Source organism: Frigoribacterium sp. VKM Ac-2530, from assembly GCF_015350835.1.
In the GTDB taxonomy this organism is placed as follows: Bacteria; Actinomycetota; Actinomycetes; order Actinomycetales; family Microbacteriaceae; genus Frigoribacterium.
This window is the reverse complement of the sequence record NZ_JADKSE010000001.1, coordinates 490,262-512,426: the sequence shown is the minus strand read 5'-3', so window position 1 is coordinate 512,426 and position 22,165 is coordinate 490,262. Positions and strand designations below refer to the sequence as shown.

Genomic DNA, 22,165 nt, shown 5'->3' with positions numbered 1-22,165 from the left:
CATGGTCGACGCGGATGGGTCGGCAAGACGGTCGCGTCGCCGCGGGGTCCGCCTCGCGGTGCCGAGGAACGTCCGGGCTCCACAGAGCAGGGCGGTGGGCAACACCCACCCGGGGCGACCCGCGAGACAGTGCAACAGAGAGAAGACCGCCACGGTCGTCGCCGAGAGGCGGCGCCGGGGTAAGGGTGAAACGGCGGTGTAAGAGACCACCAGCGGTTCGGGTGACCGACCGGCTATGTAAACCTCGCCCGGAGCAAGGTCAGACAGAGGACGCCGAGGCTGCTCGCCGAGTCCTCGGGTAGACCGCTAGAGGGCTGTGGCAACGCAGTCCCGAGAGAGATGGCCGTCCATGGTGCTCACGCACCGGGACAGAACCCGGCGTATCAGCCGGCCCATCCGCCTCAGCCGTGCACGCGGCTGACACACGACGAGAGGGACCCTGGTCCAGGAGGTGCGCCTCCCGGACCAGGGTCCCTCTCGTCGTGCCGACGGCTGCGTCCGCCGGCCCGCCTCAGGCAGCCGGGCGGGAGCTCGCGGCCAGCGCGGCGGCGCCCATGATGCCGGCGTTGTTGCGCAGCACGGCCGGCACGATCTCGGCGCGGAGCTCGAGCAGCGGCAGGAACTCCTCGTGGTGCTTCGACACCCCTCCGCCGACGATGATGCGCCGCGGGTAGAGCAGCGCCTCGAGGTGGGAGTAGTACTTCTGCAGGCGCTTGGCCCAGTGCTTCCAGCTGAGGTCGTCCCGCTCCTTCGCGGCGTACGAGGCCTTCGTCTCGTAGTCCTTGCCGCCGATCTCGAGGTGGCCGAGCTCGGCGTTGACGATGAGCACGCCGTCGTTGATGAGGGCGGTGCCGATGCCCGTGCCGAGCGTGGTCATGACGACCAGGCCGGGGACGTCCTTCGCGGCGCCGTAGCGGGTCTCGGCGTAGCCGGCGGCGTCCGCGTCGTTGACGAAGTGGATCGACCTGCCGAGCGTCTCCTCGAAGAGCGCCTCGGCCTCGAAGCCGATCCACTTCTTCGACACGTTCGCCGCCGAGAGGGTCTTGCCGTCCATGATCGCGGCCGGGAAGCAGACGCCCACCGGGATCGCGTCGTCGTCGAGGCCGAGCTCGTCGACGATCTGCTTCACCACCGCCACGATGGCGTCGGGCTCGCCGCCCTCGGGGGTCGGCTTCTTGATGCGGTCGGTGAGGAGCTCGCCCGACTCGATGTCGACGATCGCCCCCTTGATGCCGGTGCCGCCGATGTCGATGCCGACTGCCTTCTGTGCCACGGGTCGTCCTTCTTCCTGGTGCTCGTCGTCAACTGAGGGTGAGGACGTCGGCACCGCGGTCGGTGACGACGAGGGTGTGCTCGAACTGGGCCGTGAGCGACTTGTCACGGGTGGTGACCGTCCAGCCGTCCGCCCAGATGTCCGCCTCGACGCTGCCGAGGGTGAGCATGGGCTCGATGGTGAAGACCATCCCGGGCACCATGACGTCGTCGAACTGCGGGGCGTCGTAGTGGGGGATGACGAGGCCGGAGTGGAACGCGCGACCAACGCCGTGGCCGGTGTAGTCGCGCACGACCCCGTAGCCGAAACGCGCCGCGTACGACTGGATCGCCCGGCCGATCACGTTGACCTCGCGACCGGGGGCGACCGCCTTGATGCCTCGGCGCAGTGCCTCGCGGGTGCGGTCGACCAGGTCGATCGTCTCCTGTGCGGCGTCCCCGACCAGCACCGTGCGGTTCAGGTCGCCGTGCACCCCGTCCTTGAACGCGGTGATGTCGATGTTGACCAGGTCGCCCTCGACGAGCACGGTGTCGTCGGGGATGCCGTGGCAGATGACCTCGTTCACCGACGTGCAGACCGACTTCGGGAAGCCCCGGTAGCCGAGCGTCGACGGGTAGGCGTCGTGGGCCACGAGGAACTCGTGGGCGACCCGGTCGAGCTCGTCCGTCGTCACGCCGGGGCGGATCGCGGCCTCGACGGCGTCGATCGCCTGCGAGGCGATCCGGCCGCTCGCGCGGATCAGCTCGATCGTCGGGGCGTCGTGCACGTCGCCGCCGGTGTACGGAGCGGGGCCCGCCTTGCCGACGTACTCGGGTCGGGCGATGGACGAGGGGACCGGGCGGAGTGGCGAGACCCGGCCCGGGGTCAGTGATCCGTCGAGGTCCCGGGGCATGCCCTCCAGCTTAGGGGGACGGCGGCTCGGTCGGTCGCGTCGATCGCAGGGCCCTCCGCAGGGCCCTGCCTGGCCGGTGCCCTGCCGGACGCCCCGGGACGGCGGCCCGGCCGAGCGGTAGCCTCGGCCCATGACGACTGAGTTCTGGTTCAACACCCGCACGCACGAGGTCGAGGAGGGCAAGGTCTCGCCCGCGGTCGACCGCGCCGGTCCCTACGCGACGCGCGAGGAGGCCGCAGCCGCGATCAGGACGATCCAGGAGCGCAACGCCCGCCTCGACGCCGAGGACGCGGCCGACGACTGACGGATCCCGGGCCGGCGTGACCATGGCCGACGGACGCGTCCACTAGCCTCGACGCAGAGCAGAAAGGCTGTCGATGGACAAGCAGAGGGACTTCGTCCTCCGGACGATCGAAGAGCGCGGCATCAAGTTCATCAGGCTCTGGTTCACGGACGTGATCGGCACCCTGAAGTCCGTGGCCATCGCTCCGGCCGAGGTCGAGGGCGCGTTCGCCGAGGGGATCGGCTTCGACGGCTCCGCGATCGAGGGCCTCACCCGGTCGTACGAGGCCGACGTGCTCGCCCAGCCCGACCCGACCACCTTCCAGATCCTGCCGTGGCGGGGCGAGATCGACCCGACCGCGCGCATGTTCTGCGACATCACGACGCCCGACGGGCAGCCCGCCGTCGCCGACCCGCGGAACGTCCTCAAGCGCACCCTGGCCCGTGCCGGCGAACGCGGCTTCACGTTCTACACGCACCCCGAGGTCGAGTTCTACCTCCTGAAGGACGCGCAGGGCGGCCCCGACGGCCCGCAGCCCGTCGACTCGGCGGGCTACTTCGACAACGTGCCCGGCGGTACGGCCCACGACTTCCGCCGTCGCTCGGTCCGCATGCTCGAAGACCTGGGCATCTCGGTCGAGTTCAGCCACCACGAGGCGGGTCCCGGCCAGAACGAGATCGACCTGCGCTACGCCGACGCCCTGACGACCGCGGACAACATCATGACGTTCCGCACCGTCATCAAGGAGGTGGCGATCGAGCAGGGCGTGTACGCCACGTTCATGCCCAAGCCCTTCAGCCAACACCCCGGCTCCGGGATGCACACGCACATGTCGCTCTTCGAGGGCGACGGCAACGCCTTCTACGAGGCCGGTGCCGAGTACCAGCTCTCCCGCATCGGCCGGCAGTTCATCGCGGGCCTCCTGCGCCACGCGCCCGAGATCACCGCGGTCACGAACCAGTTCGTCAACAGCTACAAGCGTCTGTGGGGCGGCGACGAGGCGCCCAGCTTCGTGACCTGGGGCCACAACAACCGGTCGGCCCTCGTCCGCGTGCCGCTGTACAAGCCGAACAAGGGCAACTCGAGCCGCGTCGAGTACCGCGCGATCGACTCCGCCGCGAACCCGTACCTCGCCTTCTCGCTCATGCTCGCCGCCGGTCTCAAGGGCATCGAGGAGGGCTACGAGCTCCCCGCCGAGGCCGAGGACAACGTCTGGGGCATGAGCGACGCCGAGCGTCGCGCCCTCGGCTACAAGCAGCTGCCCGCCAGTCTCGACCACGCCCTCTCGATCATGGAGGACAGCGAGCTGGTCGCCGAGACGCTCGGCGAGCAGGTCTTCAACTACGTGCTGCTGAACAAGCGGCAGGAGTGGAAGTCCTACCGTGCCCAGGTGACGCCGTTCGAGCTGCGCTCCAACCTCGAGATCCTCTAGCGGGCCGGCTCCACCATGCCCCGAGCCGCGACGGCGCTGTCCGACCTGGCGCGGCTCGGGTTCGCCGAGCTCGGGACCGCGCGCGAGCGGCTGGACCGCCTCGTCGAGGCGACCCCGTCGCTCGTGTCGGCCGTCGCCTCCTTCGCCCGCAGCCCCGATCCCGACCAGGCCCTGCTGCACCTCGAGCGTCTGATCGAGCGGTCGCCCGACGGCGTCGCCGCACTGCTCGAGGCCGGCGCGGGGGAGCGCCTGCTGCGCCTGCTCGGGTCGTCGTCCGGGCTCGCCGAGTTCCTGGTGCGGCGACCGGCCGAGCTCGAGCTGCTGCTGCAGCCCGCGCCCGTTCCCCGCAGTGGCGACGCCTACGTGGACGACCTGGTGTCGCGCGTGGCCGGGCTGGTCGACGAGGAGGCGCGGGTGGCGCTCCGCGTCGGCTACCGCCGTCACCTCGTCGAGATCGCCGGCTGGGACCTCGACCGGCCCGACCCGGTCGAGGCGCTCCCCGTCGTCGCCTCGGCCCTCGCCGACCTGGCCGGTGCCGCTCTGCACGCCGCCCTCGACGTGGCCCGGCGCGAGGTGCCGTTCCCCGCGGACGACGTGTCGCGCACGCGTCTCGCGGTGATCGGGATGGGCAAGGCGGGGGCCCGCGAGCTGAACTACCTCAGCGACGTCGACGTCGTGTGGGTCGCCGAGGGGGCCGACGGCCTCGAGAACGGGCGGGCGGTCGAGATCGGCACCCGGCTGGCGGTGCACACCGTGCGGGCGATCACCGACCTCGCCCTCGAGCCCGAGCTCTGGGAGGTCGACTCCAACCTGAGGCCGGAGGGCAAGGACGGCGCCCTCGTCCGCACCCTCGAGTCGCACGTCGCCTACTACGAGCGCTGGGCCAAGGGGTGGGAGTTCCAGGCGCTGCTCAAGGCGCGTCCGCTGGCGGGCGACTCCGACCTCGGCGACCGGTACGCCGAGCGGATCGCCCCGTTCGTCTGGTCGGCGGCGCAGCGCGAGGCCTTCGTCGAGTCGGTGCAGGCGATGCGCGAACGCGTCACCGACCTCCTCCCCGCCGACGAGGTCGACCGGCAGCTGAAGCTGGGGCCCGGCGGGCTCCGCGACGTCGAGTTCACGATCCAGCTGCTCCAGCTCGTCCACGGCCAGGCCGACGACGGCGTGCGGCAACGGTCGACGCTGGAGGCGCTGGCCGCCCTCGCGAGGCGGGGCTACGTGGGGCGAGCCGAGGCCGCCGAGTTCGACCGCGACTACCGGGTGCTGCGCGTGCTCGAGCACCGTGTGCAGCTGGCTCACCTGCGCCGGACCCACCTGATGCCGACGGACGAGAACGCGCTCCGGGTGCTCGCGCGCGCCTCCGGGCTGAGCTCGTCGGGCACGGGTCTCGTCGAGGCGTGGCGCGAGGTCAAGCGGCGCGTGCGCACCCTGCACGAGCGCCTCTTCTACCGGCCCCTGCTCTCGGCGGTCGCGGCCCGTCCCGAGGAGGACCTCGCGCTCAGCAGCGACCAGGCCGCCGCCCGGCTGGCCGCGATCGGCTTCTCGGACCCGCGCGGTGCCCTCGGGCACATCGCCGCCCTGACCGGGGGAGTCTCCCGGCGGGCGAGCATCCAGCGGCACCTGCTGCCCGCGATGCTGCAGTGGTTCGCCGACGGCACCGACCCCGACCTCGGCCTGCTCGCCTTCCGCAGGCTCAGCGACGGGCTCGGCGAGTCGTACTGGTTCCTCCGGATGCTGCGCGACTCGTCGGGGGCCGCCCACCGGCTCACGACCGTCCTCTCGTCGTCGACGTTCGTCGCCGACCTGCTCGACCGGTCCCCGGAGGCGGCGGCCTGGTTCGAGTCCGACGCCGAGCTCCGGCCACGGACGCTCGCCAGCCTGCTCGACGAGACGAGCGCCACCGTGGCGCGGCACGAGTCGAAGGAGGGGGCGGCCGGCGTGCTGCGCCAGGCCCGCCGCCGCGAGGTCCTCCGGCTGGCCATCTCGGGGATCCTCGGCCTCGTCACGATCGACCAGCTGGCTCAGGGGCTCACGGACGTCACGACCGCGACGATCACGGGCGCCCTCGCCCTGGCCCGTCGGGACGTGCCCGACGTCGAGATGGCCGTCGTCGCCATGGGACGCTACGGGGGCCGCGAGCTCGGGTTCGGATCGGACGCCGACGTCCTGTTCGTCCACCGGGGGGCCGAGGGAGACGACACGTCGCAGCGCCGGGCTGCCGGCGTGGTGGCCGAGATGGGCCGCCTCACCTCGGACGCCCTCGTCCCGCTCGACCTCGACACGGGCCTGCGCCCCGAGGGCGGGAACGGACCCGTGACGCGGTCCCTCGCCTCCTACCGCGCCTACTACGCACGGTGGTCGCTCACGTGGGAGGCCCAGTCGTTGCTGCGCGCCCGCGTCGTGGCGGGCGACGCCGGCCTGGGGGCCGAGTTCACGGCGCTGGCCGACGAGGTCCGCTACCCGCCGTCCCTCTCGGACCAGGAGGTGCGCGAGGTCAAGCGCATCAAGGCGCGCGTCGAGGCGGAGCGCCTCCCCAAGGGCGCTGAGCCGTCGCGCCACCTCAAGCTCGGCCGTGGCTCCCTGAGCGACGTGGAGTGGTTCGTGCAGCTGCTCCAGCTCCGGCACGCGCACGAGGTCCCCGGCCTCCGCACGACCTCCACCCTGACCGCCCTCGACGCGGCGGCCGCCGCCGGGCTCGTCGACGTCGACGACGCGGCCAAGCTGCACGACGCCTGGCTGATGGCGTCCCGCGCCCGTTCCGCCGTCGTCCTCTGGACCTCGCGCACCTCGGACGTCCTGCCGACCGACCGTCGCCAGCTCGAGGGCGTCGCCCGCCTGATGGAGTACCCGCCGGGGTCGGCCACACGCCTCGAGGAGGACTACCTCGCGGTGACCCGTCGTGCGCGGGCGGTCTTCGAGCGGGGCTTCTACGGCCTGGACGAGGCGCCGGAGCCTACCGCCTGACCTCGCCCGGCGCGACCGCCGTCGCGGCCAGGGGGCGCGACACGCCCGGGGTGCACTCACCCGGGGGGTGACGCCCGAATTGGTCACGGGTGATTTTGTCGTACCCCGAAAAGGGGGTGCGTACCCCGGTCGATATGTCTGCCGTGTTTCGGACGCGTGACCGTGCGGCACGCACCACCTCGCCGTGCCCTGGGTCTTCCTCACGTCCCGCCCCACGGGCCGAGTCCGTACGGGGCTGTCGAGACTCGGCCGTGATCAGGCTTTTCTCCTCGTTCCTACCTGGGCTCGAGAGGGCACGCGGCGACCGTGCCGGGTGGGCCCTGGTGCGCCTCCGACAGGCACTCGGCCCTGTCGGCATTTCGTGCGACACCGTTGGGAGGACACGGGCGTACCCCGCCCGGCCGGGCCGAGTCCCCGAACGGGTGGTCGGTTGTGAGTCCCCTCCGAACCGCCACAAGATTGCACCGACCCGACAGACCCCTTTCCTCGAAGACGCGGAATCATCCTTTTCCCATCCCCGTGAGGCGGCCCTCGTGTTGACTTTCATCCTCCAGATCCGATCCATGGCAGGCGGCCACGCCGAGCTGTACCTGTTCGCGGTCTACTCGGCCTTCATCTGGATCCTGTGGATCATCAAGGTGCTGCTCTCGCGGCGGTACCGGCCCTTCACCGGCGAGTTCTCCGGCTCCACGAGCGTCGTCGTGCCGGTGGTCGACGAGCCCCTCGACCTGTTCCGCGACGTCATCGGCCGCATGGTCGAGCAGCAGCCGGGCGAGATCATCGTCGTCATCAACGGCAAGCCGAACCCGGAGCTCGCGGCGGTCTGCGACGAGTACGCCCCTCTCGTCCGCTGGGTGCACACGCCCATCCCCGGCAAGCGCAACGCCGTCATGATCGGGACCGAGCTCAGCCGCGGCGACATCACCGTGCTCGTCGACTCCGACACCGTGTGGACGCCGGGGACGCTCTCCGAGCTCGTCCGCCCCTTCGCCCACGAGAACGTCGGCGGCGTCACCACCCGCCAGCGCATCCTGGAGCCCGAGCGCAGCTGGATCACCCGCTGGGCCGACTGGCTCGAGAACTCACGGGCCCTCTACTCGATGCCCGCGCAGAGCGTCCTCGGCCAGATCGGCTGCCTCCCCGGCCGCACGATCGCCTTCCGCCGCGAGATCCTCGTCCGGGTCATGGACAAGTTCATGACCGAGAAGTTCATGGGCGTGTTCCTCGAGGTCAGCGACGACCGCACCCTGACGAACCTCACCCTCAAGGAGGGGTACCGCACCGTGTACCAGCACACGAGCCTGGTCTACACGGACGCCCCGCTCGAGGTGAAGAAGCTGTTCAAGCAGCAGCTCCGCTGGGCACGCGGCAGCCAGTACAACACCTTCCGGATGATGCCGTGGATGCTCGGGCACGCCCCGATGCTCGCCTTCTTCTTCGCGATGGACATCATCCTGCCCTTCCTCCTGATGGGCGTCATCGGCGGCTGGATCTACCGGGGGATCACCGGCCAGGGCGTCAACCTGTACCGCGGCATCCTCGCCGAGTACGGGGTCTCGACCGGGCTGATCAGCATCGTGGTGCTGATGGTGCTGTCGTCCGTGCTCAGCATGGCGATCCGCCAGATGCGTCACCTGGCCGAGAAGCCGTCGGACTTCCTCCGCCTGCCGGTCTTCATCATCGTGTCGACCTTCTTCCTCATGCCGATCCGCGTGATCGGGTTCTTCCGCATGGGCCACGCCAGCGGCTGGGGGACCCGTGCCGGCGCCTACGCCGGCGGAGCCGCGGACGACGCGGCCCAGCAGATGGCCCACCAGGCCACCGGCGACGACTCGCTGCAGGTGCTGGAGCGCGAGTTCGACGACGAGACCGATCCCGGCGTCGACGCCCTCTTCGACTTCGGCGGCTCCTCGACCCCGGCCGGTCCCACGTCGGACGCGACCACCGTCCGCCGCGACGACACGGGCGTGGTCCTGGTGCGCAGCCACCGCGCCGAGACGGCCGTCGAGACCGCGCCGTCGCCCCAGGACGACGCCGTGACGACCTCGTCGGCGACCGCCTTCGCCGCGGCCACGGCCCCCGTCGCCGCAGCCGCGCCTCCTCGTCGTCGCCTCAACCCCAAAGCCGGCTTCCCGTACCTGATCGGTGCCGTCATCATCGCCCTGGAGGTGTGGTTCATTGTCTGAGTCCCCGCAGACCTTCGTCGCCCCGCTGCACGTGCAGTCGGGAGCCTGGTGGGCCTCGTCCCACGGCAACGCCCGCCGGACGGCCCTCGGCGCGACCGCGTCCGTCGTCCTGCTGGCCATGATCTCCTGGCTCATCTGGATCTCGCCGACGGACAACCCCGTCCGCACCGCCGTGCAGGAGGCGGTCGGCACCTCCCCTGCCCAGGTCACCACCCTGAAGGAGGACCGCTCGGCGCTGCTCGACCAACTCGTCGCCGCGAAGAGCCAGCTCGCCGCGAGCAAGACCGAGCTGGCTGACGTCCAGCAGCAGGCCTGGACGTCCGAGGGGCAGCTCACCGACGCACAGGCTCGCCTCGCCTCGGCGCAGGACGCCCTGAAGGACGCCCAGGCGGCGACCGGCGGCGGGTCGTCGTCCGGCGGCGCCAGCGGCACCGGCAGCGGAGGCTCCGCAGCCGTGACCGCGGGACCCAAGGGCGGCAGCGGCTCCGGCAACGCTGGCTCCGGCAACGGCAACGGCAACGGCGGGAGCGGGAGCGGGGGCGGGACGACCGGCCCCGTGCCGATCACCGCTCCGTCCCTCGCGGACATCGTCTCGCCCGAGTCGCGCTACTTCGGCCTCTACACGACCCAGTCGCCCTTCAGCTGGTCGGAGTTCGACGACGTGAGCTCGAGGATCGGTGCCCAGCCGAACATGGCCGGCTACTTCCAGGGCTTCGACCAGGAGTTCAACGCCACGGCCGTGAACCGTTCCTGGGCGAAGGGCGACCTCCCGTTCCTCACCTGGGAGTCCCGGCCGATCGCCGCCGGCAACGACGCGGTCGTCGACCCCGACTACGAGCTGAGCAAGATCGTCGACGGGGACTTCGACGCCTACCTGACGCGCTGGGCCGACGCCCTCGTCGCCAACGGCCTGCCGATGGCCATCCGTCTCGACCACGAGATGAACGGCAACTGGTACCCGTGGGCCGAGGGAGTGAACGGGAACGAGAAGGGCGAGTACGTCGAGATGTGGAAGCACGTCCACGACCTCTTCGAGTCGCGGGGCGCGAACGAGCTCGTCGCCTGGGTCTGGGCCCCGACGCGGGTCGAGGGCGTGCCCACCAAGAACAGGACCGTCGAGTACACCCGGAGCCTGTACCCGGGTGACGACTACGTCGACTGGGTCGGCATGACCGGCTACCTCCGCAACAGCGTGGAGACGCCGCAGGCCGGCGACTTCCAGGGGACCTTCGGCAAGACGCTCACGCAGCTGCGGCAGATCACGACCAAGCCGATCATCCTCGCCGAGATGGGCGCCGCCGAGCTCGGCTCGACGAAGGACGCCCAGAAGCCGCGGTGGATCGACTCGCTCTTCACCGAGCTGGCCAAGCCGGAGAACGACGACATCCTCGGGTTCTCCTGGTTCAACCTCACGGCGACGACGGTCTCCAGCGGCTCGTACCTGACGAACGACTGGCGCATCGTCTCCCGGCAGGACTCCCTCGACGCCTTCCGGCGCGGGATCGCCAGGACCGACACCGACTTCGCCCTGAGGACCCTGCCGTGACCGCGGCCGACGACTCGAGGCTCCCGTCCCTCCCCACCCCCTCCGCCCCACTGACTGCAGCACCCCAGATCGCGAGGAGCGCATCATGAGCAAGAACACCAGCCCGGCCGACGGCGCCGGCACCGACCCCCAGTCCGTCGACGCCGCGGTGACGTCCGCCTCGACGAAGCCCCGCATCAGCGTCATCGGCACCGGCTACCTCGGGGCGACCCACGCCGCAGCGATGGCCGAGATGGGCTTCGACGTCATCGGCGTCGACACGGACCCCACGAAGGTCGAGGCGCTCAGCCAGGGCCGGGTCCCCTTCTTCGAGCCGGGCCTGCCCGAGCTGATCCTCCGCCACGTCCAGTCCGGTCGTCTGCTCTTCACGACGGACATCGCCGAGGCCGTCGCCCTGTCCGACGTGCACTTCATCTGCGTCGGCACGCCGCAGCGCCGGGGGAGCCACGCCGCCAACCTGAGCTACGTCGAGGAGGCCACCCGCAAGGTCGCCGAGTCGCTCAGCCACGACGGCCTGATCGTCGGCAAGTCGACCGTGCCGGTCGGCACCGCGGCCCGCCTCCGGGAGATCGTGGCCGGCGTGCTGCCCCCGGGGGTGTCGGCCGACGTGGTGTGGAACCCGGAGTTCCTCCGCGAGGGCCACGCCGTCGAGGACACCCTGCGTCCCGACCGCATCGTCTTCGGCGGCACCGACGTCCGCAGCGAGGCGATCCTCCGCGAGGTCTACGCCGAGCCGATCTCGACGGGCACGCCCGTCATCTCGTGCGACCTGCCGACCGCCGAGCTCGTCAAGGTCAGCGCGAACGCGTTCCTGGCCACGAAGATCTCGTTCATCAACGCGATCAGCGAGCTCTGCGAGGCCGCCGGGGCGAACGTCTCGACGCTCGCCGACGCCCTCGGCTTCGACGACCGGATCGGCCGCAAGTTCCTCAACGCCGGCCTGGGCTTCGGAGGCGGCTGCCTGCCGAAGGACATCCGCGCGCTGATGTTCCGCGCCAACGAGCTGGGCGCCCACCGTGCCGTCGGCCTCATGCAGCAGGTCGACGAGATCAACATGGCCCAGCGCCAGCGGGTCATCGACCAGGCCATCGACGCCTGCGGCGGCTCGGTCCTGAACCGGCGCATCGCCGTCCTCGGCGCCGCGTTCAAGCCGCACACGGACGACGTCCGCGACTCGCCGGCCCTGAACGTGGCGGCGGCGCTGCACCTGCGCGGCGCCCAGGTGCTGGTGGTGGACCCGGAGGCGACCCAGACCGCCCAGCGCAGCTTCCCGACCCTGTCGTTCGCCGACAGCATCGAGGAGGCGGTCTCGGACGCCGACGCCGTGCTGCTGCTGACGGAGTGGCCCGAGTTCGTCAGCGCAGAGCCCTCCGCCCTCGCCGAGCTCGCGGCGAACCCCGTGGTGATCGACGCCCGGAACGTGCTCGACGCCGAGGTGTGGTCGAGCGGCGGCTGGGAGGTGCGGCCCCTCGGCGGTCGTCGGACCCCGGCTCAGCGCCGCGTCCTCACCGGGAGCAGCATCCCCGCCTGACGCCGGCCGGCGACGGAGAAGGCCCGCACCCCGAGGGGGTGCGGGCCTTCTCGCGTCCGGCGGCCAGGACGACGGACGGGGCGCGACCGAGTCGGTCGCGCCCCGTCCGGTGTCGACTAGACGCCGAAGTAGAGCTCGAACTCGAAGGGGTGCGGGCGCTGTGCCATCGGGAGGATCTCCTTCTCGCGCTTGTACGCGATCCAGGTCTCGATGAGGTCCTCGGTGAAGACGTTGCCCTTGGTGAGGAACGCGTGGTCGGCCTCGAGCGCGTCGAGGGCGCCGTCGAGCGACGCGGGCACCTGGGGGATGCCCTTCGCCTCCTCGGGGGGCAGCTCGTAGAGGTCCTTGTCGACGGGCTCGTGCGGCTCGATCCGGTTCTGGATGCCGTCGAGGCCCGCCATCAGCTGAGCGGCGAACGCGAGGTAGGGGTTCGACGCGGCGTCCGGGACGCGGAACTCGATGCGCTTGGCCTTGGGGTTGGTGCCCGTGATCGGGATGCGGATGGCCGCCGAGCGGTTGCCCGCCGAGTAGACCAGGTTGACGGGGGCCTCGAAGCCCGGGATCAGTCGGTGGTACGAGTTGATCGAGGGGTTCGTGAAGGCGAGCACGGCGGGTGCGTGCTTCAGCAGGCCGCCGATGTACCAGCGAGCGAGGTCGGAGAGCCCGCCGTAGCCGTTCTCGTCGTAGAAGAGCGGCTTGCCGTCGCTCCAGAGCGACTGGTGGGTGTGCATGCCCGAGCCGTTGTCGCCGAAGAGCGGCTTGGGCATGAAGGTCGCGACCTTGCCCCACTGCTCGGCCGTGTTCTTGACGATGTACTTGAACTTCAGGATGTCGTCGGCCGCGTGGACCATCGTGTCGAACTTGTAGTTGATCTCCTGCTGGCCGCCGGTGCCCACCTCGTGGTGCGCGCGCTCGAGCTCGAGGCCCGAGTCGATCAGCTTGAGGCTGATGTCGTCGCGCAGGTCGGCCGTCTTGTCGATGGGGCTGACCGGGAAGTAGCCGCCCTTGTAGGCGGTCTTGTTGGCGAGGTTGCCGCCCTCCTCGACACGACCCGTGTTCCAGGCGCCCTCCTCGCTGTCGACGCTGTAGAAGCTGGCGTTCTGCTTCACCTCGTAGCGGACGTCGTCGAAGATGTAGAACTCGGCCTCGGGGGCGAAGAACGCCGTGTCGGCGATGCCGGTGGAGGCGAGGTACTTCTCGGCCTTCTTGGCCACCTGGCGCGGGTCGCGGCTGTAGAGCTCGCCGTTGCGCGGGTTGAAGATGTCGAACACGAGCACGAGGGTGCGCTCGGCGCGGAAGGGATCGACGTAGCCGGTGGTGACGTCGGGGATGAGCTGCATGTCCGACTCGTGGATCGACGCGAAGCCGCGGATGGAGGACCCGTCGAAGAGCTGGCCGACGGAGAAGAACTCCTCGTCGACGGTGGACGCGGGGATGTTGAAGTGCTGCTGGACGCCGGGCAGGTCCGTGAACCGGATGTCGAGGAACTTGACGTCGGTGTCCGTGATGAACTTCAGCACCTCGGAAGAATCGGTGAACATCTAGGTGTCTCTCCAATGGGCTCAGATCGGTCAGACTGCCGGACGCAGCCTTCGACGACGTTATGGCGGGGCCGTTTCGTCGCGGTGTCCCCATTGTTTCAGAGATGTTACGGGTGCCGCGTCGGTAGGCTCGGCGGCATGCACGACGACCGATCCCGCCCTCCGTCCGACCCCGTCGACGGCGGTGCGGCGCCCCGGCAGGACTGGCCGGGCCAGCGCCTCGGCCTGCCGCGCACGGGCCCGCGCTCCATCGCACGCCTCGGTCGCCGGATCGCCGGGGTGACGATCGACTGGGCACTCGCCTACGTCGTCGCCTTCGCCTTCTTCGACGGCCAGGGGCTCGCCATCACGGTCGTCTTCAGCGTCGTCCAGATCCTCTTCCTGGTCACCCTCGGCGGCACCGTCGGCCACCTGGTCCTCGGCATGCGCCTCGTCCCGATGGCCGGTGGCCGGACCGGACTCTGGCGCCCGGTCGTCCGGACCCTGCTGCTCGCGGTCGTCATCCCCGCGGTCGTCTGGGACCAAGACCAGAGGGGCCTGCACGACCGCGTGGCCGGGACGGTGCTCGTGCGCGTCTGACCGACGCCCGACGGACGGAGGCGCCCGTCCCCTCGAGGGGGACGGGCGCCTCCGTCCGTCGCTGGTCCGCGTCGCCGGTCAGCGCGGTCGGCCGGCCCGCATCTTGAACGGGTCGACGCCCTTGGGGATCGGCAGGCCGTTCTTGCCGAGCGACTGGAGGCGGTTGCTCACGGCGAGCACCTCGTTCCGGTTCAGCGACGACTTGATCTTGTTCATGCGGCCGGCGATCTTGTGCAGCGGAACGGACTCGGCGTCGGGGCCGACATGGAGCACCGTGATGGGGACGTTGGGGAGGATGCGCACGACCTTGCGGCGCTCCTCGTCGACGAGCTTCTTGGTCTGCGCGACCGAGCCCTCGCCGATCAGCACGACGCCGCCCTTGCCGACGGCGCGGTAGACGGCGGCCTGCGAGCGGCCCTGGACCGCGACGGGCATCTCGGCGGCGCGCCACGAGCGACGGAGGCCGCTCTTCATGACGGCGCCCACGGCGCCGGGCTGCCCCTCGATCTGCGAGTAGGCGGCCCTCTCGGCCTTGCGCCCGAGGACGATCAGCAGCAGCAGGACGCCGAGCATCAGGCCGACCACGATGTACAGCACGAGCGCCAGGACGTTGCCTGCCGAGAGGAAGAGCCCTGCGAGGACGCCGGCTGCGGTGGGCAGGAGCAGCGCCAGCAGCATCAGCGGCAGCGCCGACTTGTCGACGCGGCGGGTCATCTTGAACACCTGCCACATCTGCGTGAAGCGGCCCGGTTCCTTGGGCGGCTTCGGGGACGTGTTCTCCGGTGACGTGCGTCGTGCCATGCAGACCAGGATACGGGGTCGCGAGCCGTCGTGGGTCCTCCCCGGGGGCTGGCGTGCGTCGGCCGTCCCCGGTCGGGACGAGGAGGTGCGTGACGGCTCGCCGGAGACCGCCACGATGAGCCCATGGTCACCTCCTCGCTCGGCCCCTACGAGCTCGCGCCGGGCTCGTCCTGGCCCCCCGGTCCGGACGGCGCGGTCGAGGGCACCGCGCCCGACGGCGGCCGGGTGCTGCTGCACCGCTCGACGCCGGCCCTCGTCGCGGCGGCGAGCTCGTCGCCGCACCCGCACCTCCTCCGCCCGGTCGACGTGCTGGTCGACGACGAGGGCGCGCTGGTGGTCGTCTCGGACGATGTGGGCGGGGAACGACTCGACAGGTGGGCTCGACGTCGCGGCACCATGTCGGCAGGGGAAGCCGTCACCGTCCTGCTGCCCGTGCTCTCCGCCGTCGCCCACCTGGACCGGCGGGGGACGGCGCTGGGCGGCCTCGGCCTCGAGGACGTCGTGCTCGACGACCGGGGCGCACCGGTCCTCGTCGGCGGCAGGACGGCGCCGCCGGGGGCGACGCCGCCCGGGACGGCGAGCGAGGGGGCTCAGGCCCTCGTCGAGGCCGTGGCCCGTGAGCTGTCTCCTCGCGACGGGGCCAGGTTGCGGGGACCGGCGGGCGCCGGCGTGTGCCTGGACGAGCTCGTCGAGCGGGTCCACGACCTGGCTCCTGCCGTCCCCTTGCCGACCGTCGTGCCGAGCACGGGCGTCGAGGAGGCGGGGGTCGCCTGGCGACCGCCGCCGGGTGGACCGCCGAGATCCGGGTGGACCAGCGTCCTGCCCGAGTCCGCGCTCCTCGACGGCGTCGCGGACTGGTGGGAGGCGGTCGCGGCCGTGCCGATCGTCGACCGGCTGCGGGCGGTGAGGCCACGCTTCTGGGTGCTGGCCGGCCTCGTGGCGGTCTCTCTCGTCGTGGGGGCTGCTGTCGTCCCGCGGAGCGGCGGCTCCGAGGTGTCCAGGTCCGACACGGCACGGCCGGTGGCGACGTCCCCTGCCGACGCGCCCTCTGGCCCGGCCGTCTCGGCGCCCACCCCGGTCACGGTCCTCCCCGTCCCGGACCGTGCCCCTGACGACCCCGTGAGCACGGAGGAGGCGGCGGTGCGGGGCGACGACGCGGTCGCGGCGGCCGCGGTCCTGCTCAGGGCCCGGGTCGCGTGCCTCCGCGAACCGTCGACGTCGTGCCTGGCGGCCGTGGACCAGGCAGGATCGCCCGTGGCGTCGGCAGACTCCCTGACGTTGGCCGACCTCGCGTCGGCGGGCGACCTGGTCCTGCCCACGGTCGTCGAGTCGGAGGTGCAGCGTCTGGGGGAGACCGTGCTCCTCGCCTGCCGCACGGCGGACGACGAACCGGCCTCGGTCCTCGTGGTGAGGACCGAGGCCGGCTGGCGTCTCAGAGAAGTGCTGCGCCGCTGACGTGCGCGATCACGAGGGCGAGGTCAGATGCCCAGCACCCCGGCGAAGTCGCCGGCCTCGAGGCGGGTCTTGACCGCCACGAGGAACCGGGCGGCGTCCGCACCGTCGACGATGCGGTGGTCGTACGAGAGGGCCAGGTAGACCATCGAACGGACCGCTATCGCGTCGGCACCGTCGACCTGGACGACGACGGGACGCTTGACGACGACGCCGGTGCCCAGGATGGCGACCTGGGGGAGGAACACCACCGGGGTGTCGAACAGCGCGCCGCGCGAGCCCGTGTTCGTCACCGTGAAGGTGCCGCCGGCCAGCTCGTCGGGCTTCAGCTTGTTGTCGCGTGTGCGCTGCGCCAGGTCCGCGATCTGGGCGGCGATGCCGGCCAGGTCGAGGTCGGACGCGTCCTTGATGACGGGCGTGAGCAGACCGCGCTCCGTGTCGACGGCCATGCTGACGTTCTCGTGGTCCGGGTAGACGATCGAGTCGCCGTCGACGGTGGCGTTCAGCTTCGGGTGCGCCTTGAGCGCCTCGGCGGCCGCCAGGGTGAAGAACGGCAGGAACGAGAGCTTGTTGCCGGTCTTCTCGAGGAACGCCGCCTTGTTCGCGTCGCGGAACGTCGCGACGGCCGTGACGTCGACCTCGACCACGCTCGTGAGCTGGGCCATGGCCTGCATCGACTGGACGGCGCGCTCGGCGACGACCTTGCGCAGACGCGTCATGGGCACGGTCGTGCCGCGCAGCGGCGAGACCTCGACGGGCGCCGACGCCGGGGCGGACGTCGAGGAGGCCGAGCTGGCGGCCTCGACGGCAGCGAGGACGTCCTCCTTGCGGATGCGGCCGCCGACACCGCTCCCGGTCAGGGTCGAGATGTCGATGCCCTTCTCGTTCGCGAGCTTGCGGACGAGCGGCGTGACGTAGCCGGTCGGAGCCGACGCCGAGTCGGCCGAGGCCGCCGGCGCAGCAGCTGCGGGTGCGGCGGCTGCCGGGGCCGGTGCCGCCGCAGCCGTGGCTGCAGGAGCCGCCGCTGCGGGGGGCGCGGCCGCGGCAGGGGCAGCAGCCGCAGCCGGGGCAGCAGCCGCAGCCGGGGCGGTGGCAGGGACGGCCGGGGCCTGGTCGGCAGGCTGCTCGGCCGCCGGCGCCGGGTCGACGTCGTCGGCCGGTGCGGGGGCGTCGGCGTCCGACTCCTCGCCGGGTGCCGGTGCCGCGGACGACGCGACGACGGCGTCGTCCGCCTCGTCCTGCCCGTCCTCGGCCGGGCTCTCGGCCTGCGGGGCCTCGGCGGGCTGCTCGGCAGGAGCGTCGTCGGAGGAGTCGCCGCCCTGGGCACTGCCGTCGCCGATGCGGACCAGCGCGGTCCCGACCTCGACGGTCTCGTCCTCAGGCACGAGGATCTCCTCGATGACGCCGGCGACGGGGGAGGGGATCTCCGTGTCGACCTTGTCGGTCGAGACCTCGAGCAGGGGCTCGTCGACCTCGACTCGGTCGCCGACGTTCTTCAGCCAGCGGGTGACCGTGCCCTCGGTGACACTCTCTCCGAGTGCCGGGAGGTTGACGGATTCGCTCATGCGGGGGACTCCTTCGAAGACATCGTGTGTCTGTGTGATCGGGTGGTGCGGAAGTGTGCGGGTGGTGCAGGGGAACGAGGGTCGCGACTACATCGCGTGGAGGGGCTTGCCGGCCAGGGCCAGCATCGCCTCTCCGAGAGCCTCGTTCTGGGTCGGGTGGGCGTGCACGAGAGGCGCGACGTCCTCCGGGTAGGCCTCCCAGTTGACGGCCAGCTGGGCCTCGCCGATGAGCTCGCCGACCCGGGCGCCGATCATGTGGACCCCGACGACAGGACCGTCGACGACGCGGACGACCTTGACGGAGCCGCTGGTGCCGATGATGTGGCTCTTGCCGTTTCCGGCGAGGTTGTAGTCGTAGCTCGTCACCTTGTCGGCACCGTGCTTCTCGGCCGCCTTGGCCTCCGTGAGGCCGACGGACGCGACCTCGGGGTCGGAGTAGGTGACCTTGGGGATGTTGGTGTCCTCGATGACCTGCGGCGCCAGGCCCGCGATCTCCTCGGCGACGAAGATGCCCTGCTGGAAGCTGCGGTGCGCGAGCTGAAGGCCGGGGACGATGTCGCCGATCGCGAACACGCCGGGGACGCTGGTGTGCAGTCGCTCGTCGGTGATCACGAAGCCGCGGTCGATGGTGACGCCCACCTCCTCGAAGCCGAGCCCCTGGGTCGAGGGGCCGCGCCCCACGGCGACCAGCAGCAGGTCGGCCTCGATCGTCTTGCCGTCCTCGAGGGTCACGACCACGCCGTCGTCGCTCTGCGTCACGCCCTTGAACCGGACGCCCAGCGAGAAGCCGATGCCGCGCTTGCGGAACGCGCGCTCGAACTGCTTCGAGATCGACTCCTCCTCGTTCGGGACGAGGTGGGGGAGGGCCTCGACGATCGTGACGTCGGAGCCGAAGGACTTCCAGACGCTGGCGAACTCGACGCCGATCACGCCGCCGCCGAGGATGGCGACACGGGCCGGCACGTGGTCGAGGGCCAGGGCGGCCTCGCTCGTGATGACCTTGCCGCCGATCTCGAGGCCGGGGAGGCTGCGCGAGTACGAGCCGGTCGCCAGGACGACGTTCTTCGCCGTCAGCGTGGTCTCGCCCACCTGGACGGTCGTGGGCGAGGTCAAACGACCCTCGCCCTCGACGACGGTGATGCCCCGTGCCTTGACCAGGCCCTGGAGGCCCTTGTACTTGCTGGCGACGACGCCCTCGCGGTAGGCCGTCACGGCGGGGATGTCGATGCCGTGGAAGTCGGTCGACACTCCATACTTCGCGGACTCCCGCGAGACGTCGGCGACCTCGGCGGAGTGCAGCAGCGCCTTGGTCGGGATGCAGCCCCGGTGGAGGCAGGTGCCGCCGAGCTTGTCCTTCTCGACCAGCGCGACGCTCAGCCCCAGCTCGGTGGCCCGCAGGGCTGCGGCGTAGCCGCCGCTGCCGCCGCCGAGCACCACCAGGTCAAAATTCTGTTCCGACACCCAGCAACTCCCTCGTGCGTTCGGAGGTTCCCGAGGCGGGGGAGGCGCCGTCGTGGTGACGTCGGCGTCGCGTCCGCGTCCACCTCGGTGAGGAGGAGGCGGCGTCGCCCGGGGGACCGATCTCGGCGGGTCGCTCCCGCCGCCTCGACCCTACTACGCGGCCGAAAAGTCGCGGGCCAGCTCGAGCAGCGTTCTCACGGAAACGCCCGTGGAGCCCTTGCCGGTGTAGCCCCAGCCCGCGCCCTTGTTGTTCGACGGGCCGGCGATGTCGAGGTGAGCCCAGGGCAGCGGCGTCCCCGTGCCCTGCTTCTCGCCCACGAACTCGTTCAGGAACACGCCCGCGAGCAGCATGCCGGCGGCGGTGTTCCCCGGGGTGGCGTTGACCAGGTCGGCGACGTCGGACTTGAGCCGGCTGCGCAGCTCGCCGGGGAGCGGCATGCGCCACGCGGCCTCGCCGGCGCGGTCCGCGAGCTCGACCACGCGGCTCGCGAGGTCGTCGTTGCCCATGACCCCGACGGTGCGGGTGCCGAGCGCGACGACCTGGGCGCCGGTCAGCGTCGCGACGTCGACGACGGCGTCCGGCTGCTCCTCGCTCGCGGCGACCAGTCCGTCCGCCATGACGAGGCGGCCCTCGGCGTCGGTGTTCGTCACCTCGACGGTGGTGCCGCCGCGGATCGTGAGGACGTCGTCGGGCCGGATGGCCGTGCCGCTCGGCATGTTCTCGGCCACGCAGAGCCAGGCCGTGAGGCGGACGGGCAGCTCGAGCCGCGCCGCGGCGACGACGACGGCGAGGACGGTGGCGGCGCCCGTCATGTCGTCCTTCATCCCCAGCATGCTGCCGGCCGGCTTCAGCGAGAGCCCGCCGGTGTCGTAGGTAATGCCCTTGCCGACGAGGGCGAGGTGCTTCGAGGCGCCCTCGGGTGCGTAGACGACCTTGACCATCCGCGGACCACGGCTGGAGCCCTGGCCGACGCCGAGGATCCCGCCGAAGCCGCCCTCGCGGAGCTCGTCCTCGGCGAGGACCGTCACGTCGAGCGGCAGGTCCGTGGCGAGCTCGACGGCCCGGTCGGCGAGCGCCTGGGGGAACATCTGCTGCGGGGGCGTGTTGGCGAGGTCGCGGACGGTGTGGACGGCCTGGGCGACCACGGTGGCCTGCCGCACCGTCGCCTCCTCGACGTCGAGGTCGGTCGCGAGCACCAGGGTGCGGGCGTGGCGCCGCGACTCGGAGGCCGACGACCCGCGGAACGCGTCGAACTCGTAGGAGGCGAGGGCCGCGCCCTCGAGGACCGCCAGCGCCTCCGCCTCGGTCGAGACGGGCAGGTCGAGCACGATGCGGTCGACGCCGGTCAGCTGGCGCACGGCGGCGCCGGCCGCGTAGCGCAGGGCCTCGGCGTCGACGACGTCGCCGAGCCCCACGAGGGCCGTCACGGTCGCAGCGCCCGTGCCGGGCAGCTTCACGAGCTCGTCGCGCGCGCCGCTGACCCCGAGCGCACGGAGGTCGGAGGGCAGGCCGGGCACGTCGCGGGTGACCGTGGGGCCGTCGGCTTCCGAGAGGACGCCCACGACGAGGACGTCGGCCTCGACCTCGGCTGCGGCTGTGCGGGTGGTGGACAGGAAGAGCTCGGTCATCCCTCGATCGTAGCCACCGCGGGTGTTCGCTCAGGGCACGTCGCCGGAGTCGACCGGCGTCCGGGGCGTTGCCTAGCATTGGAGCATGCACGACCCCGCCGGACTCTACGACCTCGCTCCCGACGCCTCCGACGTGCCCGAGGGGCTGCCGCTCGTGGCGGGCCTGACGGGCTCCTCCGACGCGGGGGGCGCGGTGGGGCAGCTCGCCGAGTTCCTCGTGGGCGAGCTCGACCACTCGATGGTCGCCTCCTTCGACGCCGACGAGCTCCTCGACTACCGAGCGCGCCGTCCCGTCTTCACGTTCGACCAGGACCACATCTCCGAGGTCGCGACCGCGACCCTCTCGCTCAGGCTGATGACGGACGACATCGGACAGCCCTTCCTCCTGCTGTCCGGCTTCGAGCCCGACTTCCAGTGGCAGCGGTTCACCTCCGCCGTCGTCGACCTCGTGCGTCGCTACCGGGTGTCGACGACCACGTGGGTCCACTCGATCCCCATGCCCGTGCCCCACACGCGTCCGATCGGGGTCACGGTCAGCGGCAACCGGTCCGACCTCGTCGAGTCCCTGTCGGTGTGGCGGCCCGTGACCCAGGCGCCCGCGAACGCGCTGCACCTCGTCGAGCAGCGCCTCGGCGACTCCGGTCACCCCACCGCGGGCTTCGTCCTCCTGGTGCCGCACTACCTGGCCGACACCGAGTTCCCGGACGCCGCCGTCGCGGCGCTCTCGAGCATCAGCGCGGCGACGGGACTCATCTTCCCCACCGACCGGCTCCGCTCGGAGGGGCGCGACTTCCTCGCCAAGGTCGACGAGCAGGTGCAGGGCAACCACGAGCTCTCGCGACTCGTCTCCACGCTCGAGGAACGCCACGACACCTACATGGAGGGCAACCCGCTCCCCTCGCCGCTCACCGACCAGGACGGCCAGGTCCCGTCCGCCGACGTCCTCGCCGCCGAGCTCGAGCGCTTCCTCGCCGGCCGGCGCAGCGACGACGAGTCCTGACCCGCGATCGCTCCACGGCCGTCGCGCGCGGAC

At 71.5% G+C, this 22,165-nt stretch carries 16 protein-coding genes and 1 other RNA gene; 10 read left to right on the top strand and 7 right to left on the bottom strand.

Annotation, left to right across the window (positions count from 1 at the left end):
- The first annotated feature begins 15 nt into the window (after positions 1-15).
- Positions 16-399: RNase P RNA component class A (gene rnpB / locus ITJ48_RS02325), an RNA gene on the top strand.
- A 112-nt stretch (positions 400-511) separates the two neighbouring features.
- Here rnpB and ppgK read toward each other — a convergent pair.
- Positions 512-1,273, bottom strand: a complete 762-nt coding sequence (gene ppgK, locus ITJ48_RS02320) for a polyphosphate--glucose phosphotransferase (protein WP_194612245.1) — start codon at positions 1,271-1,273, stop codon at positions 512-514.
- 28 nt (positions 1,274-1,301) lie between these two features.
- On the bottom strand, positions 1,302-2,165 hold the full coding sequence (gene map / locus ITJ48_RS02315; RefSeq protein WP_194612244.1) for a type I methionyl aminopeptidase: 864 nt from the start codon (positions 2,163-2,165) through the stop codon (positions 1,302-1,304).
- 130 nt (positions 2,166-2,295) lie between these two features.
- On the opposite strand from map, the gene ITJ48_RS02310 reads away from it, so the two are divergent.
- The 6 genes from ITJ48_RS02310 to ITJ48_RS02285 all read left to right on the top strand — a co-directional run bounded on the left by ITJ48_RS02310 (position 2,296) and on the right by ITJ48_RS02285 (position 12,104).
- Entirely contained in the window at positions 2,296-2,469 is a 174-nt protein-coding gene (locus ITJ48_RS02310; protein WP_123546052.1) for an SPOR domain-containing protein, read from the top strand.
- Positions 2,470-2,542: 73 nt separating this feature from the next.
- Positions 2,543-3,880 (top strand): glutamine synthetase family protein, encoded by a 1,338-nt coding sequence (locus ITJ48_RS02305; protein ID WP_123546050.1) that lies wholly within the window; start codon positions 2,543-2,545, stop codon positions 3,878-3,880.
- A gap of 15 nt (positions 3,881-3,895) precedes the next feature.
- Entirely contained in the window at positions 3,896-6,841 is a 2,946-nt protein-coding gene (locus tag ITJ48_RS02300; protein ID WP_194612243.1) for a bifunctional [glutamine synthetase] adenylyltransferase/[glutamine synthetase]-adenylyl-L-tyrosine phosphorylase, read from the top strand.
- 533 nt (positions 6,842-7,374) lie between these two features.
- Positions 7,375-9,027, top strand: coding sequence for a glycosyltransferase family 2 protein (locus tag ITJ48_RS02295; RefSeq protein ID WP_194612242.1), 1,653 nt, complete (start codon positions 7,375-7,377; stop codon positions 9,025-9,027).
- On the top strand, positions 9,020-10,573 hold the full coding sequence (locus ITJ48_RS02290; RefSeq protein WP_194612241.1) for a glycosyl hydrolase: 1,554 nt from the start codon (positions 9,020-9,022) through the stop codon (positions 10,571-10,573). Before ITJ48_RS02295 ends, ITJ48_RS02290 begins: the two co-directional genes overlap by 8 nt.
- Before the next feature lie 85 nt (positions 10,574-10,658).
- On the top strand, positions 10,659-12,104 hold the full coding sequence (locus ITJ48_RS02285; protein WP_194612240.1) for a UDP-glucose/GDP-mannose dehydrogenase family protein: 1,446 nt from the start codon (positions 10,659-10,661) through the stop codon (positions 12,102-12,104).
- A gap of 116 nt (positions 12,105-12,220) precedes the next feature.
- Here ITJ48_RS02285 and glnA read toward each other — a convergent pair whose 3' ends face one another.
- Entirely contained in the window at positions 12,221-13,645 is a 1,425-nt protein-coding gene (gene glnA, locus ITJ48_RS02280; RefSeq protein WP_194612239.1) for a type I glutamate--ammonia ligase, read from the bottom strand.
- Between the two features lie 138 nt (positions 13,646-13,783).
- Between glnA and ITJ48_RS02275 the strand changes: the two genes are divergently transcribed.
- Positions 13,784-14,224 (top strand): RDD family protein, encoded by a 441-nt coding sequence (locus ITJ48_RS02275; protein ID WP_194612238.1) that lies wholly within the window; start codon positions 13,784-13,786, stop codon positions 14,222-14,224.
- A 78-nt stretch (positions 14,225-14,302) separates the two neighbouring features.
- On the opposite strand, the gene ITJ48_RS02270 is transcribed toward ITJ48_RS02275, so the two are convergent.
- On the bottom strand, positions 14,303-15,025 hold the full coding sequence (locus ITJ48_RS02270) for a DUF4191 family protein (RefSeq protein WP_194612237.1): 723 nt from the start codon (positions 15,023-15,025) through the stop codon (positions 14,303-14,305).
- Between the two features lie 123 nt (positions 15,026-15,148).
- Between ITJ48_RS02270 and ITJ48_RS02265 the strand changes: the two genes are divergently transcribed.
- A complete protein-coding gene (locus ITJ48_RS02265; RefSeq protein ID WP_194612236.1) occupies positions 15,149-16,480 on the top strand; it encodes a hypothetical protein in 1,332 nt (443 codons plus the stop codon).
- 23 nt (positions 16,481-16,503) lie between these two features.
- On the opposite strand, the gene ITJ48_RS02260 is transcribed toward ITJ48_RS02265, so the two are convergent.
- From ITJ48_RS02260 to ITJ48_RS02250, 3 genes are all read right to left on the bottom strand, one after another.
- Positions 16,504-18,042: a 2-oxo acid dehydrogenase subunit E2 gene (locus tag ITJ48_RS02260; protein ID WP_194612235.1), complete on the bottom strand. Its 1,539-nt coding sequence runs from the start codon at positions 18,040-18,042 to the stop codon at positions 16,504-16,506.
- 87 nt (positions 18,043-18,129) lie between these two features.
- Complete coding sequence (gene lpdA / locus ITJ48_RS02255) at positions 18,130-19,503, bottom strand: dihydrolipoyl dehydrogenase (RefSeq protein WP_194612234.1); 1,374 nt, start codon at positions 19,501-19,503, stop codon at positions 18,130-18,132.
- A 153-nt stretch (positions 19,504-19,656) separates the two neighbouring features.
- Entirely contained in the window at positions 19,657-21,132 is a 1,476-nt protein-coding gene (locus ITJ48_RS02250) for a leucyl aminopeptidase (protein WP_194612233.1), read from the bottom strand.
- Between the two features lie 85 nt (positions 21,133-21,217).
- On the opposite strand from ITJ48_RS02250, the gene ITJ48_RS02245 reads away from it, so the two are divergent.
- Positions 21,218-22,132, top strand: coding sequence for a proteasome assembly chaperone family protein (locus tag ITJ48_RS02245; RefSeq protein WP_194612232.1), 915 nt, complete (start codon positions 21,218-21,220; stop codon positions 22,130-22,132).
- Positions 22,133-22,165 lie beyond the last annotated feature (33 nt).